The organism is bacterium (assembly GCA_028820935.1).
Taxonomy (GTDB): domain Bacteria; phylum Actinomycetota; class Acidimicrobiia; order Spongiisociales; family Spongiisociaceae; genus Spongiisocius.
Genome location: JAPPHZ010000031.1, coordinates 159,225 through 173,254, shown reverse-complemented (window position 1 = coordinate 173,254; position 14,030 = coordinate 159,225). Strand labels below are relative to the sequence as shown.

The window sequence follows — 14,030 nt, the reverse complement described above, 5'->3', positions numbered from 1 at the left end:
CAGGGTGGGGAAATTCACTGATCGAGACCGGGGAATCTCGACGATCGTCAACAGCGTGGCTCACCACTGCCGAAGCCAGCGAAGGCGACAAGAACGTACCCAACCTGGCCGACCAGTCCGTCATCCAGCTTCTCACAGGACCTCAGCTAGCCGAACGAACCGAGGTCGCAGACGAACACGCCCGATTGGACGCTCTTATCAAGGCCGCCGAAGCTTCAGACGAGCGTGCGTTGATCGCGGCAGCGATCCAGAGGCTGAAGTCGGCGCGGGCCAAGGCCAAGAAGAGCCTCAGAGCCATTGACGGGTCACTGCTCGCCATATCTCGCCAGACCCTCGACGCCATGCCACCCGCCGACGCTCCAGCCAAGGCTATTGGAGTGCTACGGAACCGGATCGAGAAGCTTGTAACAGACCACTCCGCCACCATCGAACGTGACGCTCTCGCCTGGTATGACAACCTCGCCAATAGGTACGGCACCACCCTCCGCCAACTCGAGGCCGAACGAGACACAGCCACTGCCCGCCTCCACCAGCACCTCAAGGAGTTGGGATATGGATAGGTTGCAGGCATTGGGTGAAATCATCGAAAAACCGCAGGCTGGGTATTGGGGCGCCAGCGAGCGCTCTGGCGCGTCCACTGTTGCAGCAAGGGTGGTCCGGAATGGTGATGCCGCCAGGTCACAGACCATCACGACGGAGAAGCTCCCGCTCCGATGGTTCAGTCCGAAAGAGGTGGCTAGAGCTCAATTGCACATCGATGACACGGTTCTTGTTTCATCTGGAGAGGTTGGATTCGCAAGCAGAGTCGTAGGTTTGGATGCAGACTATCCGTCGCTCGCGTCCAACTTTGTACGACGAGTTCGTGCGGCAGACGGTCACAACCCGGTCTGGCTGGCACACCTTCTCCAACTGGCAGAAACTAAGCGGATTGCCGAGAGATTTTCGGGTGGAACGGCCATCCACAACCTTGGCAGCGACTTCTTTGGACGTTACCGAGTTCACGTGCCGCCGCTGGAGGAGCAGCGGCGGATCGGAGAGATTCTGGACACGGTCGACGAAGCCATCCAAACCACCGAACGCGTCATTGCCAAGCTTGATACGATCGCGGGCGCGCTCGCCGAGGCCTGCATTTCGAGAGTCGGCACAGAGGACCTTGTTCGCTTGGGCGATGAATGTCGTGTGCTCGGCGGTAAGCGGTTGCCTGCTGGACACGCCTACTCTCATACGCAAACGCCGTACCGTTACCTAAGGGTCGTTGACTTCTACAGGCGCAACGTGGACTACGACAGCTTGGCTGCCCTAAGCGAGGCGACATTCCAGGCGCTCGGTCGGTACGAGATTCGATCGGGCGAACTCTTCATCTCAATCGCAGGCTCTATTGGGTACGTGGGTGTCAACCAGCCCCCTCCCGGCATGAGAACCATCTTGACGGAAAACGCCGCTCGGATCGTGCCTTCGAAGTCCCTGGTACCTAGCTACTTGGCTCTCCAAATGAACTCCTCCGCCGTTCGAGCACAAGTGAGAGCTGAGATCGGGACTGGCGGGGGCGTACCCAAGCTCGCTCTGCATCGAGTCGCCAACGTCCGTGTCAGTTGTCCTGACACCAGAACCCAGAACGAGGTTGCCCAGTGGTACGAATCTGCGCGGGCAGCGAGGGACGCAGAGGCGAGGAGATTAGAGAAGCTGCGCAAATTTCGAGTAGGCCTAGCGGCCGATCTGCTCTCGGGCGAGGTTAGGGCGGTGCCAGCGTGAGCCTCGGACCCGAGTGGGAGTTGGTCGAGCATCCCTTACTGGACAACCTTGCTTCGCATGGATGGGAAACCCTGGTCTGGTCGGAACGACAACCGTCAGACAAGGTCAGCCGGTCGTCGGATCGTGATGCGCTCCTAGAGCAGCGGGTCCGTTCGGCGCTGGTGAGAATCAACCCTGGCCCGAACGGGGAGCCGTGGCTCAACGAGGCGCGGATCAAGGCGGCAGCTGCGGACCTGGGATCAATGCGGGCGGGGGTCAAGTTGCTCGAAGCCAACCGGCTGGCTACCAGGCTGTTACTCCGAGGGGTAACGGTCTCTGGGGTTGAGGGATGGGACGGGGGTCGGGACCGAACGATCAACTACATCGACTGGGAAGACTGGTCAGCGAACGACTACCTGGCTGTGTCGCAGTTCCCTGTTGCGACGCCTGGGAAGGCTCCGAACATCCGTCCCGACGTGACACTGTTCGTCAACGGGATCCCGCTGGTGGTCATCGAGGCTAAGCCTCCCGGCTCCGAGAGCGGTATCGCGGACGCGATCGATCAACTCCGCCGCTACGCCAACCAGCGGGGCACAGCAACTCCAGAAGGCGCGGAGCAGTTGTTCTGGACCAATCAGTTCACGGTCGCCACCACCGGAGAGCGGGCAGAGGCAGCGACGTTCACAGCCCTGCCCGAGCACTACATGGCCTGGAAGGACCCGTTCCCCTCCACCCGCGAGGAGGTGGCCCAGTCGTTGGGCAAGGCCGCAGGCGCGGTTACGCAGCAAGAACTCCTCACGGCGGGGATGCTGGCTCCGGAGCGATTGCTCGACATCGTCCGGCACTTCACTCTGTTCATGGAGGTTGGTGCTGGACGCACTGCCAAGATCGTTGGCCGGTACCAGCAGTACCGGGGCGTTCACAAGGCGATCCAGCGGTTGCTGACCGGGGAGACCAAGGCAAGCAACGGAGAGATCGACCGCCGAGGTGGGATCATCTGGCACACCCAGGGTTCGGGCAAGAGCCTGACGATGGCCTTCCTAATCAGAACGATGCGTAGCCATCCCGAACTTCGCAGGTTCAAGGTTGTCTTGGTCACCGACCGGACCGATCTTGAACGCCAACTCCGTGATACGGCAGCGCTCGTCGGGGAGACCATCAAGGTGGCTCGAAACGGTCCCCAGGCCCGAACCCTGTTGCGGCAACCGGGGCCTGCTGTGGTCATGGTGATGATCCAGAAGTTGGGCGACAAGAAGGGCCCAGGTGGCGAAGGAGTCGAGGAGGGGGAGATCTTCCCGATCCTCAACGAGTCGGAATCGATCCTGGTCATGGTCGATGAGGCGCACCGCTCTCACGCATCAGTGCTGCATGCCAATCTCATGAATGCTCTACCCAATGCGGCCCGGATCGGGTTCACCGGCACACCGATCATCATGGGTAAGCGGAAGAAGACCCGGGAAATCTTCGGCGGCTACCTCGACCGCTACACCCTTGCCGACTCCGAGGCAGACGGATCGACGGTACCGATTCTCTACGAGGGTCGCACCACAGACGCGGCCGTCAAGGGCGCTTCGAGGATGGATGAAGTTTTCTTCCGGTGGTTCGCTGATCTCACCGAGAGCCAGCGAGAGACCCTGCAAAGGAAGTACGCCACGGTCGGGCAGGTGCTGGAAGCCCCTGAGTTGATCGAAGCGAAGGCCAGGGACATCCTGCGTCATTACGTCAGCACCGTGATGCCCGATCGTCTCAAGGGCATGGTCGTAGCCACCAGCCGGAAGGCCTGTGTGCGATACCGCGCAGCTTTCAACAAGGCGCGCGATGAGCTCATCCGAGAGATCGAACAGAGACAGTTACACCCGACGAACGGATCTGGGCCTACTACGGATCCCGAAGAGTCGTTTCTGCGCAACGCGGCCGGCAAACGCGATCTGATCCGTGCGCTCGACTTCGTACCGGTCATCTCGGGCGACCACAACGACCCGCCGCACTATGCGCCGTGGACCAACAAGCCGGGTCAGCAGCGACAGATCGACAGCTTCAAGCTTCCTCTCGGTCTCGCCGACGAGAAGCAGAGTCCGGTGGCGCTACTGATCGTGAAGTCGATGCTCCTCACCGGCTTCGACGCGCCACAGGCACAGGCCCTGTACCTAGACCGGTTGATCCAGGAGGCGGAACTCCTCCAGGCCATCGCCCGGGTCAACCGGACCGCACCCAAGAAGGACCATGGCTTGGTTGTCGACTACTACGGAGTCTCCGCACAGCTCACCCGAGCTCTGACCGCCTACGCGAATGCGGACGGCAAGATCCTCGATCCCGATGTGGACGGAGCCCTCCGGCCGCTTACCACCGAGATCGAGAAGCTCGAACCGCAGCGCCAGCGCATACGGCAACTCTTCGTTCAACGCGGTATCGATCCCGTCCCGACCGTCGAGGCGATCGAAGCCTGTGTCCAGCTACTGGCCGACGAGCGCCTTCGAGCCGAGTTCGACGTAGCGCTACGGACCTTCCTCATCACCTTCGACACCGTCCTGCCGAGACCGGAAGCGCTTCCGTTCGTAGACGATGTGAACCTGTTCGGCGAGATCCAGATCCGGACCCGGCGCCGATACCGCGACACACCTGACGGTGACTTCGATCCCTACAAGTACAAGGAGAAGGTCCGCCGGTTGATCGACGATCACGTCACCGTCCTCGACCTCAGCCAGAAGATCCAACCGCTGAGGATCACCGATCCTGCCTTCCATGCTCATGTCAAAGCGATGGGCTCAGACCGGGCCCAGGCTTCAGAAATGGAACACGCGGCGCGTCACTACATACGCACGCACGTTGACGAAGACCCCGTCTACTACGCGAGGTTGTCGGAGAGGATCGACGAGATACTCGATCGCCTCGAAGAGCGTTGGGACCAGATCGCATTCGAGTTCGGAGAACTGATCGACGAGATCAACGCCGGCCGCACTGACGAAGACGACACAGGCCTCGACCCGGCGACCGAGCTCCCGTTCCACAACCAGATGGCCGAGAAGCTCGCGACATCCGAGTCTGATGCCGGCACACGCTTGATCAACCTGACCCGACACCTGGTCGATCGGATTCGTCAGATCATCCGCGTCGTGGGTTTCTGGGACAACGCCCACAAGCAAGACGAACTCCGAAAGGCCATCAAGCGGACACTCGATGACAGCGACCTCTTCGACTTCGAGAGCCTGGACGAGTCGTCAGCCGAACTCGTCGCCCTAGCCAAAGCCAACCAGCACCGGCTGACATGACAATCACAGCGGTCGCTGCACTCCACGATCTCCCCGAGTTGGTTGTCGGCGACCTCCTCTTCAAGGTGGCCCCACCCCGCGAACGAACGACGATCGAGATAGTCGTAGAACGCGACGCCTCCCTGGTGCTTAAGGCCCCACCGGCCGTAACGATCGAACGAGCCACCCGGTTCGTCAACGCCAAGCGCCAATGGGTCTACCGCAAGCTGATCGAAAAAGACGCCTTGTCGGGCCCACCAGTCGCCAAACGGTTCGTGGCGGGGGAGGGCTTCGCCTACCTAGGCCGCAGTTACCGACTCACCCTCACACCAGAGGGAACCGGAGTCCGTCTCGACCGAGGCCGCTTCCACCTCCCGGCCGACCAGGTCGATCACGGCGCCGAAGCCATGCAACGCTGGTACACCGAAGTCGGTACCAAGTGGCTCCGGAAGAGAATCCGCCCCTGGGCCGCCCGCCTCGGAGAAGAATCCGTGACCGTAGAGGTCCGCGATCTCGGCTTCCGCTGGGGCTCAGCCCGCCCACAGCCCGGCCCCCAACGTATCAACATCCACTGGGCCACCCTTCAACTCCCCCCGACCCTCATCGACTACGTCCTAGCCCACGAACTAGCCCACCTCCGCGAACTCAACCACACCCCCAAGTTCTGGTCCACCGTCGACCGCCTAATGCCCGGCTACGAGACCCAGAGGACCACCCTCGCCACCGCAGGCAAGAACATCTGGCTCGGTTAGCAGGCCCCCAAGGTTGATGAGTGGATCGCCGCAGACAAGGATGTTGCGATTGCTGTCAATCTCAGACAAACGATAACAGATTTATTGTGATCTCACACTATTGAAGTGTTCCTACGCTTGGGCACATGAAGCCCAAGTCACGTTTCATCCCCCCGGTTCTGATGATGAGCATTGAAGGCTCCGAGGGATAGCCTCCAAGACGTCTTGCGTAAGCATAAGGCTGTAACTACTCTAGTGTGATCAGACGTATGGCTCGGATAGACACCGACCTAGCGCATCGGTTTTGCTGGCACCTCAGCGCTGGAGGTCGGTCCGTCCGACCGACGCACGTCAGCATTACGGTTAGCCGGGCAGGTATCGAGTGGCCGAGTGGATTCCATTGAGTCAGAGAGAGAACCCTTCGGGAGATTTTGAAGGGCCATTTGAAGGAGTACCCGTCTGGCTCCGGGGTTCCTTGATTGATTGGGTGAGGCCTGCCTTGACTGGAGGCACTCCTTGGGACGGTTACTCCTTCTGGTCTATTGAGCAGATTCGATTTATAGAGCGCTCCTTGAGGCTGAAGCTTCCAACGGGTGACGAGGAACACCTGGGTCAGTGGATTCTCAGGCTGATGCAAGGCAATTCAGACTTTCTGCTGGATGTTGTAGACTTGGTACTTAGCAATCTTGCCAAAAGAACTAACGCGGTAGAGTTGCGGCGAATTCTTGAAGAAGCAGGTTCGATATGGACACCTGTACTCGAGGACCACCACTTCCGATTGGAGAGACGTGTCCAAGGGGAGGTCATGAAGAGAGCAAACCGCGTAATGGAAAGTCGGGACAATGCCAGCAAGCACTTGAAAGAAGCGTGGATTAGAGTATACGGCCGGAGTCCCGATCCTAGTTCTGCATATAGAGAAGCGGTACGGGCAGTTGAAGCTGCAGCTAAAACCGTAGTCAGTCCTAATAACAAGCTGACTACTCTGGGAACTATAATTGCTGACGTCAAGAGCAGGCCTACGAAGTTTGCTGTGTCCTTAGAGCCTGGCACAAGGGACAAGGATCCGGTTGAGGGCCTTGTCTATATGTTAAGGCTACTTTGGAAGGCACAGATAGATCGACATGGGACTGATGATCAGAACGCGCGGTTACATGTCAGTCTAGAGGAGGCGGAGACGGCTCTCCATCTGGCCATTACCCTCGTGCACTGGTTTCGAGAGGGATTGGTAACTGCTAGGTAGGTAGCGATACCTAGTCTACGGCTTATGCGCGCGTTATGCGCGCGAGGTTAGCTAAGTTTAGGAGACATGCCGAAACATATAGATCAGGCCGTACAGTATGAGTATTCCCTTCGGTTTTATCTAGCTTAATCGACAGGCCACCCCGGACTAGAATCTCATCTGTGGTAGATATTTTTTGAGATTAACCTCACCGCCTTGCAGTTGAAATAAGTATCTAGATACGAGTATATAGAACATCAAAAGAGCATGATCAGTATTGTAGCTAATGAACCTCCAGTCAGCACCATCAGGGATTGCATTTATGGTATCGCGCGCTGAGTCATACCAGCACATAATCCCAGTATTCAGACTCACTAGACAGTCAATTCGAGATGCCAGTGGGTAGCTGGCCGTAGCTTGTGTAAGGGAGTCTCGTATAGGCCTCAATTCACCGCTCTCAAATGCGAAGACAAAATATAGAGTAGGTGCTAGTTCGTATTCGTGGCCATACAGTTTCTTATAGATTTGAAGCACTGATGTGGCATTCCGACCGTAGTAACTAGACTTGTCCAGAGTCTTTACTGACCTCATATTGCTAACGATAGATTCCGCATCCGATGCACTAAGCCGTGTCTTCACTTCAACTACTGCGATTACGCTTTCCGATGGGAACAGGCGCTGGTCCTTTTCCTTGTCAGTCCATAGAGCGGGGGTCCTGAACGCGTCATATAGCACGACATCAAGTTGTCGAGTTCGTTGTCCGTTCTTGTCGACTATTTGCCCTCGACCCACCCCGATGGATGCTGGTAGCCGCTGGCGTAAGAATTCGCGTACTACAGATTCGTTCGCTTCTCCTATCGATAGATTGTGTGTTAGGGCAGCCCGTGACTGTTGCACACTAGATAGCATCTCGTCGGCTGCCCGGCCAAAGAGGTCAACCAAGTCATCCATGCCGACCATTCTATCAGCAAGCGAATATGTCGATCCCATCCCACCATAAGCTGCGGAAGGCGCCGGGCAGAGCGTGAAAAGTGGGAGAGTTGGTCGAGGCAGATCGGTCGTCCTCGTCGCGAGATTGCCTGATGAGGTTCCAGTAGCGGTTAGGGACAGGAGGAGGCTGCCTCCAGATTCTGAACAGTGCAGACACGTTGCTGGTCAACGAGGCGACTTTCGAAGAGGACTGAACCCCGGGCCGATGTGACCGGCCGTGATGTCGTTCGCTGGCGAACCGGCCCCAAGCCCTGGTCATGTCGGAGCGACGGAGGGCTGTTCACGGTCATACGGAGGGGCGGCTCAAACGCGGGTCTTGAATCGGGTGCCAGGATGGGTGACCGGTATGGAAGCCAAGCATGCACGCGAGCCTGCGCTCGAGGAAGCGATGGAGGCTGCCCGGCTCAGCCTGTACGGGGAATGACCATCGTCGTCGACGCCGGAGGGCTCATCGCCATCGACCGCATCCGCTGAGGGTCATGGCGGCCGGCGCGATCGGATAAGGTCGGAGTACGCATGACACAGTTTCCGTATATAAGCGACGAGCGGCGCATGGAGATGCTGGCGCCGCAGCTGGGCAGGGTTCGGGTCTTGATCGATACCGATGCGGCGAACGAGGTCGATGACCAGTTCGCCATAACCTGGGGGCTGCTGTCGCCGGAGCGGTTGAACATCGAAGCGATCGTGGCCGCGCCGTTCTCGCGTGCCTACTTCAGGGAGCCCCTCCTGGCGGCTGCGCGGGCGGACGTGGACGACTCGACCGCCGGCGAGGTCGATGACATCGCGGCCTGGTTGCATAGGCTGAGGGCTGCCGGAATCGAGCCAGAGGATGTCGAGTTCGAGACGACGGCCGAGGGTATGGAGTTGTCGTACGCCGAGATCGGCACCATCATGGGGTGGCTCGGCATGTCATCGGATGGGGTGGCGTTCCGCGGCGCTGACCGGTTCATGGAGTCACCCGACGACATCGTGGACAGCGAGGGCGCCCGGCGGATCATCGAAGCCGCCATGGCGGACGACGACCGGCTGCTCCATGTCGTGGCGATCGGGGCGGTCACCAACATCGCCGCGGCGCTTCTGATGGAACCGGAGATCATCACCCGGATGGTGGTGTCCTGGACGTCCGGATTTCCGACGTTCGTCAGGTTCAGCAACTCACCCTCGATGAACCTGGTGCAGGACCAGCACGCCTCACGCCTGCTCTTCGACTCGGGCGTGCCGCTCCTGTACCTGCCGGGGTACTACATCGGCGAGCAGCTCGTCATGTCGCTACCGGAGTCGGAGCGGTGGGTCGACGGCCGTGGCGAGATCGGCAGCTATCTCCATTACCTGTACACGCACAACCGCCTCCGGGCGCAGCGGCTCGTCGATCCCTTCCCGGGCCAGTCCTGGGTGTGCTGGGACTTCATCAACTTCGCCTGGCTGATCGATCCCACCTGGGTACCGACCGCATTCGTGCCGACCCCCACCCTGGACGAGGATCTTGAGTGGCGGCGTCTTCCCGGCCGGCCGCTGATGAGCGAGGCCACGGATGTCGACAGGGACGCCGTGTACCGGGACTTCTTCCGCAAACTCGACCAGCACGCCAAGACGGCGGGCACCCTTCGTTAGGGGGTTTGATCGGAATCGGGGCTACGGCCGTGTGGTCGCCTTGATCAGGTCCTGGCTGAGAACGACGCTCGATTCGGTGATGAAGGCGGGGTCTTCGAGGCCTTGGACCGCCCTTACCACGAGTCCGGTACCCGTCCCGGTCTCGGTGCCGAAGAGGGTCTGGAACATCGACAACGCATCCGATGACACGTGGCTCGACACCTCGTGCGATGCCAGAAGGTCGAATTCCGAAGCCATCTCCGCGGTGTCGATGGCCCGCAGAAGCCGGTAGATGTCGAATGCGTCCTTGGCGAGCCCGGCCCGACGGCGCGCGTCGGGACCCTCGAGACGCTCCCATATCTTGTGCACCTTCGCAACCAGCAGTGCGGCCGGACCGGCCACCTTCAGGATGCATGAGCGGTCAGCATCCGGCGTGAGAGAGATGATCTTCCTGCGCGCATGGCTGACAAGCGCACCTTCGAGCCCGTGGACCTTCATCGCCGCCCTATTGCCATGGACCCCAAGCCGGGCTGCTCGGCGGCCAGGCCCGCCAACTGCCCTAGGCACCAGCAGGTCAACCTGTGAGCGGTCGTCCCTCTTGTACAGCCCGGGTTGTTTCCCCAGCCGGAAGCCGGCGCGGCTCATTGCCTCAAGGATCGTGGGGGTGGCGCCCAGCAGCCCGGGATCGAGCGCAATGTCCGCGTCATAGGTGAATGGGGAGAGGGCGAAGCTGGCGCCCTCGTCCTCGGTGTGCACGTATGTCGCTTGGGCACCCACCAGGATCACCGCATCGCTGTGGGCCCCCAGCGCCTCCACAGCGTCGAGCAGCGTTTCCCGCGCCCCTATGTAGTCCGGGTCATAGGGAGTTTCCATACGTCCTCATTCTCCCGCATCCACTCCAGGAGGGCGTCCGCCTCCGCCGGTCCCCGTCCCGGCCCCGTCATGAGATCCAGCAGGGTCTGCGTGACGCGGGTGTATGCGATGCCGTTGTCATGCTCGGCTCGCTCGAACACCACGGGGTCGAACGGGACCACGAGGAGCACGTTGGCCCCTGTCTCCGCGGGACGCAGTCCCAGTATCTCCGCCGCGGTCTCGGGATCCTCTACGTAGAGCGTCGCCAGGCGCGGCTGGGCGACGGGCGCCAGGCGATACCCGGCGAAGGAGCCGGTGACGGTGTAACGGAACGCCGCTTCGCGCAGCCGGGCAAACAGCGCCTCCGTCCCCCTCGGCTCTAGCCAAGTCGTCAGAGTGTTGGAGGACGCGAAGTCGTAGTCCACAGCCCATCTGCGGGCCAGGGCCTCCCAGTCCACCGAGACGATTCGTCCCCGTGGGCTTTCCTTGGTGACGATCTCGTCCGGTTCCAGCAGGTTGGACACCCTTGACACCATCGCCGGAGAACTCGCGATCTCGGCCGCCAGTTGCCGGGTTCCGAAGGGAGTCCGGTAGTCCAGCAGGCCCCTGGCCACTCGGGCGGCTCGACGACCCCTGAGCGAACGGAGCGGGCGCTTTTCCCTGAAGGGGTTCTTGTCCGCCCCCTGGGTCTCGATGAACACAGCGGGGCGGTCGACGCTGAACCTGATGTTCCCCGTGGAGTCGGCATAACTTACCCCAGCTTCGGTCAGTCGTTCCCGGGCCAAGGGACTCAGGTAAGTCGAGATCAGCATGCAGGCGGGGGGGTCGGCGACCCGTTCACTCCCGGAGTTAGAGAGCACCTTCAGCTTTGACACGACGCTGTCGACGAATCTGGGTTCCACCGGATTCGTCTTGACCTCGACGATGACATCGGATGAGATTCCAGCAGGATCACGGATCTCCCAGATGGCGTCGACTATGCGAGTGGAGTCCTGTGGGAGACGCACGGCAGCCTCTCGTTCCCGCTCAAGGAGGCGCCACCGCGGGGGGAGGCGTTCGCCGATCTCTTTGGCGGCTGTGTTGATCAGCCTTGTTTCTGAAATAAAGCTGTTTCGCATCGTGTGAAACAGCGTATATTCCGCACCACCGTGTGTCAAGGCGGTCCGCAACGCGGCGCCCACAGCCCTGCGTCGCCACCAGATGGGGGCTTTCCAACTAACCCGGCCGAATCGAACCCTACGTAGCCTGCCCGTGGGCGGACACGCGCGCCGCCACGCCGAAGTGGTCCGACAACTTCTTCCCTGCGCGGAGGTTGCTCAGCGGGGACATGGACGTGGCGGCCAGATCCGCGCTCAGTGCGATGTGGTCGATACTGGCGCGTCCCTCGGAGGCGATGTCCGACGTCACGATCCGCATGTCCTACGGAAAGGCTGACTGCAGGGCGCTCCGAAGTTTGACCGGTGCGCGGCTGGTCGGTCCGATCGCCTGGTTGAAGTCACCGATCACGATGAGCCGCTCGCGCGGGAGCCGTTCGAGCACCTGGGGGAGACCGGCCAGAAACCGTTCATGGTCCTCCCAGCGTTTCTTGCGTTTGTCGCCGCGCCAGGCCTCGGTCCGTGCCCCGAACCAAGGAATGCAGATCCCTACGACGGTGACGTTGCCGAGCGGCGTCTGCGTGACTCCGGACACGAACCGTCCGGGCGGGAGGGTATTGATCTCGAGATCATCGACTTTCCGCCACCGCTGCCTAGACCAGAGCATCACCTTGCGGCGACCCTTCTTGATCGGATAGCCGTAGTCGGGCTGGGAGGAGATGCTGTGACCGCGTTGAGAACAGCAGGTCGTGGTGGGTCTCGGTCAGGCAGATCACATCAGGCTCGTGGCGATCGATGCGGCTCAGTAGATGCGGGGCGCGTCGCGAGCGGGGTGTCGCCCACTCGACGTTCCATGTGATGATCGAGAGCGTCACTACCGGGCTCCGGGGGCGACGAGTCCTTGCACTACCCGAATCGTAACGTCCGGTCCCTTGTCTGCGCGCGAGGCCCAGCGGCCTTTTAGGCCGGTGTCTGGCTAGGGCCGGCGCAGCCATAGACTTTGCCGTGAGCGCCCTCCCTGCGCGATGCATAGCCCGACGGAGTAAGGAGGATCCGGTGGCACGGGTGCTGGTCTTAGGCGCCTCCGGGTATGTGGGGAGCCATCTGATCCCGCGGCTGGTGGAGCGGGGGCATCAGGTCCGCGCTGCCGGACGCCGGCCGGAGGCTCTGGCCGGCCGCGGGTGGGAGGGTGTCGAGACGGTTCGTGCCGACGCTCTCGATCCCGGGTCGCTGGTTGAGGCGTTCGAGGGGATCGAGCTTGTCTACTACCTGATCCACTCGATGGCTTCGGGGAAGGACTTTCCGGAACTGGACCGCCGGGCGGCGACCCATGTTCGGGATGCTGCCGCGACCGCCGGGGTGGGCGGCATCATCTACTTGGGCGGGTTGCAGCCTCGGGAGGTGGCCTCGGCACATCTCGACTCCCGACGGGAGACGGGTGAGGTGCTGCGATCGGGCTCCGTGCCGGTTACCGAGATCCGCGCCGGGATAGTGGTGGGGCCGGGCTCGGCAGCCTTCGAGGTCATCCGCGACCTCGTCTACCACCTGCCCGTGATGGTGACGCCCAGGTGGGTCGACTCCATGACCCAGCCGATCGCCCTGGATGACCTGATCGAGTACCTCCTGCGGCTTCTGGAGGCGGAAGGGTCAGAAAGCCGGATCCACGATGTCGGAGGCCCCGAGGCATTGCGCTACCGGGATCTGCTCACCGGATTCGCCCGGGTGATCGGCAAGCGGCTCCTGATCGTGCCGGTGCCCGTCCTCACCCCTCGCCTCTCCTCCTACTGGCTGAACCTGGTCACCGCCGTACCGGCGAGCGTCGCTAGGCCGCTGATAGACGGTCTCAGACACGACCTGGTCATCGATCCCGTCGCCGACCTGGCCACCTCGATCCCTCTCCCTCTACACACCTATGAAGAGGCCATCAGCGCGGCCCTCGAGGCCGAGCAGGATGCCGAGATGCCGGCGCGCTGGACGGAGGGATCGTTCGCGATGCGCGACTATCGCTCGGATGTGTCGTTCTACAGCCGCGGCGAGCGGGTGGAGCGTTTATGCGAAGCGGCACCGGAGACGGTCTGGGAGGTCGTGTCGTCGATCGGGGGAACGAACGGCTGGTATTACGCCGACCCGCTGTGGAACCTGCGGGGCATCCTGGATCGCATGGTCGGGGGAGTCGGTAGGCGCCGGGGCCGCCGCCATCCGACCAGGCTGCGGGTGGGCGATGCGGTCGACTTCTGGCGGGTGGTGGCCATCGAGCCGGGTCGCCGCCTGACCCTCCTGGCGGAGATGCGCCTCCCCGGAACCGCGGTCCTCGAGTTCGAGGTGCTACCCGAAGCAGACGGATCCCGCACGGTCACCGCCGCCTACTTCCATCCGGCGGGTGTTCTGGGCCTTCTCTACTGGTACGCGTTGTGGCCCATCCACAAGCGCATATTCGCCGGCCTGGCCGATGCCATAGTCAAGCGCTCGCTGGACCGGATGCCCGCAAAGGTACGGGTGGTGCCCCACAGCAGCTAGCCGGACTGCGGCCAAGATGGAGCCCGCCGGGATCCGGATCACGATCTCCTCGCTGAGA

The 14,030-nt window shown here is 61.5% G+C and carries 11 protein-coding genes; 7 read left to right on the top strand and 4 right to left on the bottom strand.

The genetic code is table 11. The features are described 5' to 3' along the window. The 6 genes from OXM57_09150 to OXM57_09125 all read left to right on the top strand — a co-directional run. Positions 1-560: hypothetical protein (locus OXM57_09150; protein ID MDE0352848.1), on the top strand; the 560-nt coding region annotated here is incomplete at its 5' end. After that, a complete protein-coding gene (locus tag OXM57_09145; GenBank protein MDE0352847.1) occupies positions 553-1,752 on the top strand; it encodes a restriction endonuclease subunit S in 1,200 nt (399 codons plus the stop codon). The genes OXM57_09150 and OXM57_09145, both read left to right, overlap by 8 nt. Next, positions 1,749-5,000, top strand: coding sequence for a type I restriction endonuclease subunit R (locus OXM57_09140; protein ID MDE0352846.1), 3,252 nt, complete (start codon positions 1,749-1,751; stop codon positions 4,998-5,000). The genes OXM57_09145 and OXM57_09140 overlap by 4 nt, the downstream gene beginning before the upstream one ends. Next, positions 4,997-5,731 (top strand): SprT family zinc-dependent metalloprotease, encoded by a 735-nt coding sequence (locus OXM57_09135; protein MDE0352845.1) that lies wholly within the window; start codon positions 4,997-4,999, stop codon positions 5,729-5,731. Before OXM57_09140 ends, OXM57_09135 begins: the two co-directional genes overlap by 4 nt. A 361-nt stretch (positions 5,732-6,092) precedes the next feature. Next, on the top strand, positions 6,093-6,950 hold the full coding sequence (locus OXM57_09130; protein MDE0352844.1) for a hypothetical protein: 858 nt from the start codon (positions 6,093-6,095) through the stop codon (positions 6,948-6,950). Positions 6,951-8,435: 1,485 nt separating this feature from the next. After that, positions 8,436-9,530 (top strand): hypothetical protein, encoded by a 1,095-nt coding sequence (locus OXM57_09125; protein ID MDE0352843.1) that lies wholly within the window; start codon positions 8,436-8,438, stop codon positions 9,528-9,530. A 21-nt stretch (positions 9,531-9,551) separates the two neighbouring features. On the opposite strand, the gene OXM57_09120 is transcribed toward OXM57_09125, so the two are convergent. The 4 genes from OXM57_09120 to OXM57_09105 all read right to left on the bottom strand — a co-directional run bounded on the left by OXM57_09120 (position 9,552) and on the right by OXM57_09105 (position 12,125). Next, complete coding sequence (locus OXM57_09120) at positions 9,552-10,382, bottom strand: hypothetical protein (protein ID MDE0352842.1); 831 nt, start codon at positions 10,380-10,382, stop codon at positions 9,552-9,554. Next, positions 10,352-11,368: a hypothetical protein gene (locus tag OXM57_09115; protein ID MDE0352841.1), complete on the bottom strand. Its 1,017-nt coding sequence runs from the start codon at positions 11,366-11,368 to the stop codon at positions 10,352-10,354. The genes OXM57_09120 and OXM57_09115 overlap by 31 nt, the downstream gene beginning before the upstream one ends. A 229-nt stretch (positions 11,369-11,597) precedes the next feature. Next, positions 11,598-11,768, bottom strand: coding sequence for a hypothetical protein (locus OXM57_09110; GenBank protein MDE0352840.1), 171 nt, complete (start codon positions 11,766-11,768; stop codon positions 11,598-11,600). 12 nt (positions 11,769-11,780) lie between these two features. After that, positions 11,781-12,125: a hypothetical protein gene (locus OXM57_09105; protein MDE0352839.1), complete on the bottom strand. Its 345-nt coding sequence runs from the start codon at positions 12,123-12,125 to the stop codon at positions 11,781-11,783. A 386-nt stretch (positions 12,126-12,511) separates the two neighbouring features. Between OXM57_09105 and OXM57_09100 the strand changes: the two genes are divergently transcribed. Then, positions 12,512-13,972, top strand: a complete 1,461-nt coding sequence (locus tag OXM57_09100) for an SDR family oxidoreductase (protein ID MDE0352838.1) — start codon at positions 12,512-12,514, stop codon at positions 13,970-13,972. Positions 13,973-14,030: the final 58 nt, after the last annotated feature.